Genomic DNA, 3,331 nt, shown 5'->3' on the forward strand with positions numbered 1-3,331 from the left:
CGCCCACCTCCACACCCACGGAACCCCCCTCACCTGGCCCACCCACACCCACCACCCCCACCCCACCCCCCTCCCCACCTACGCCTTCCAACACCGCCGCTACTGGCTGAACGCCCACACCCGTCCTCAGCCGGCCGACGCCGACCGGAACGCCCACGCTCTGCTGAGCACGCCCATCCGGATCGCGGGCACGGACGCCACGCTCCACACCGCTCATCTCACCACCCACACGCATCCGCACCTGATCAGCCACACGTCTGGAGGTACACCCCACCTGCCGACGTCGACGCTCGTTGAGCTCGCCCTGCACGCCGGAGCCGGCGAGCCCGCAGCGCGGTCCACGCTCGAGCGGCTCACCGTCCGAGCTCCGCTCGCTCTGCCCGCTCGCACCACCCTTCAGCTGCAGACCCGTACGACTCCCACGGACGACCCACAGCGACGGACCGTCACGGTCTTCGCATCGCGGGCGAACGATGTGGACGGTGCGTGGATCGCGGTCGCCGAGGGACTGGTGCGCGTCGACGGGCCGGGCGAAGCACCGGCGGGTCCGCCGTCCGGGCCGGGCGAGGAGATACGGGTGCGGCTGTCGGACGAGGCGCGCGACGAGGCCGGCAGGTACGGGCTGCACCCGTCGCTGCTGGAGGCCGTCGTCCTCGGCCGGCGGGACGGCGCGCCCGAGGGCAGCAGTCTCGTACCCGTCGAATGGAGCGGAGTGCGGGTGCACGCCGCGGGTGCCGCCGCCGTACGAGCCGTGGTGACGCAGCAGGCGGAGAGCACCGTGTCGATCCGCATCACGGACGAGGACGGAAAGCCGGTCGCGGATGTCGACTCGCTCGTCTACCGGGTGATCGCCGATGAGGAGTTCGCGTTCGCGCAGGACGCGGAGCCCTGCGTCGGGGTCGTGGATCCGTCGCGGCGTGCCGCACACGTCGGCGCGGGCGGGTTCGGGGACCCGGGCGCGGGAGGCGGCCGGGAGTCGATGGCTCAGCGCCTTGCCGGGCTGCCCGACGCGGAGGCGCAGGAGGAGATGCTGACCGAGGTGTGCGCGGCGGTCGCGGCCGTGCTCGGTCACGCGGATGCGACCGCCGTCGATCCCGAAGCGAGCTTCCACGAGCTCGGGTTCGACTCGCTGACCGCGGTCGAGCTGCGGAACCGGCTGAGTGCGCTGACCGGTTCGACGCTGTCCGCCACGGTGGTCTTCGACCACCCGACGCCGACGGCTCTCGCCGTCGAGCTGCTGGCACGCCTGGTACGACCGGCCGGCCGGGGGCCGGGTCGTCTCGGGGGCGCGTCGGCGCCGGCCGAACGGGACCGGACGGACGCGGACCTCGACGCCGCGACGCGCGATGTGGCGCAGGAGATCGCCACGGCGTCCGAGGAGGAGATCTTCGACTTCATCGACAAGCAGCTCGGCCGCACGTCCGACTGACCGGCTCACGGGCGGCGGCGCCTGCCCTCGGTCCACACACAGCAACGGGAGATACGGAAAGCCCATGCCTAACGAGGAAAAGCTGGTCGAGTACCTGAAGTGGGTCACGGCCGATCTGCACAAGACGCGCGAGCGGCTCGCCGAAGTCGAGGCCGCGTCGAACGAGCCGATCGCGATCGTGGGCATGGCCTGCCGGTATCCCGGCGGGGTGACCTCGCCGGACGACCTGTGGCGGTTGGTCGCGGACGGCGTGGATGCGATCGGGGAGTTCCCCGAGGACCGCGGCTGGGACCTGGAGAACCTGTACGACCCGGAGCCGGGCAAGCCCGGCAAGTCCTACACGCGGCACGGCGGGTTCCTCGACAGGGCCACCGAGTTCGATGCCGAGTTCTTCGGGATCTCCCCGCGCGAGGCGCAGTCGATGGACCCGCAGCACCGTGTGCTGCTGGAGACCTCGTGGGAGGTGTTCGAGCAGGCCGGTATCGATCCGACGACGCTGAAGGGCAGCCGGACCGGTGTCTTCGTCGGCATCGCGGAGGAGAGCTACCTCGGGCTGGCCTCGCCCGAGGAGTTCCAGGGCTATCTGATGACCGGCAAGCTCGGCAGCGTCGCCTCGGGCCGTATCTCGTACTCGTACGGGTTCGAGGGGCCGGCCGTCAGTCTCGACACCGCCTGCTCGTCGTCGCTGGTCGCGCTGCACCAGGCCGTGCAGTCGGTGCGGTCGGGCGAGGTGTCGCTGGCCCTTGCGGGAGGTGTCACGGTCAACGGGGATCCCGGCGGGTTCGTGGAGTTCTCTCGGCAGCGCGGTCTGGCGGCGGACGGCCGCTGCAAGTCCTTCGGCGCCGGCGCGGACGGTACGGGCTGGTCGGAGGGTGTCGGCCTGCTGCTCGTCGAGCGCCTCTCCGACGCACGACGCAACGGACACCGCGTCCTCGCCGTCCTGCGAGGATCGGCCATCAACCAGGACGGCGCCTCCAACGGCCTGACCGCACCCAGCGGCCCCGCCCAGGAACGCGTCATCCACCAGGCCCTCACCAACGCCGGCCTCACCACCGACGACATCGACGCCGTCGAAGCACACGGCACCGGCACCCGCCTCGGCGACCCCATCGAAGCCCAGGCCCTCCTCGCCACCTACGGACAAGGACGTACCGCTCCGCGTCCCCTCTACCTCGGCTCGCTGAAGTCGAACATCGGGCACAGCGTGGCGGCCGCGGGCGTCGGCGGTGTCATCAAGATGGTGCAGGCCATGCGTCACGGCGTGCTGCCGCGCACCCTGCACGCCGAGGAACCCACGCCCATCGTCGACTGGGAATCCGGAGCGGTCGAGCTGCTCACCGAACAGCGGCCCTGGCCGGTCGAGGGTGATCGGCCGCGGCGGGCCGGAGTCTCCTCCTTCGGCATCAGCGGGACCAACGCCCACGTCATCATCGAGCAGGCCCCGGAGACCGAGCCGGTGGCCGAGCGGGAGAGCGAACCGACCGGCGAGCAGGAGTCGGGGACGAAGCGGGGGCGGACGGCCGCTTCACTGCCGGTGGTACCGCTCCTGCTCTCCGCCAAGTCCGGTGCGGCGCTGGCGGGTCAGGCCGAGCGGCTTGCCGACCACATCGAGCGGAACCCGGACGTCGCCCTCGGCGACATCGCCCATGCGCTGGCCACCAGCCGCGCCCGCTTCGACGAGCGTGCCGTGGTCTTCGGCGACGAGGACGAGCGCGGAGCGGTCCTGGATCGGCTGCGGGCCCTGGGCGAAGGCCGGGAGATGTCCGGGGTGACGCGAGGCAGCGTCACGCCGCGCACCAGGACGGCGTTCGTGTTCTCGGGTCAGGGTTCGCAATGGGCCGGCATGGGACGCGAGCTCTACGACACCTTCCCCGTCTTCGCCGAAACCCTCGACACCGTCTG

General features: G+C 71.7%; 2 protein-coding genes. Both read left to right on the forward strand.

Annotation, left to right across the window (positions count from 1 at the left end):
* Positions 1-1,429: phosphopantetheine-binding protein (locus ACZ3OF_RS35875; RefSeq protein WP_467309048.1), on the forward strand; the 1,429-nt coding region annotated here is incomplete at its 5' end.
* 64 nt (positions 1,430-1,493) lie between these two features.
* Positions 1,494-3,331, forward strand: a 1,838-nt coding sequence (locus tag ACZ3OF_RS35880; protein WP_467309050.1) for a type I polyketide synthase, incomplete at its 3' end; no start/stop codon positions are given.

The organism is Streptomyces sp. NPDC022552 (genome assembly GCF_055561875.1).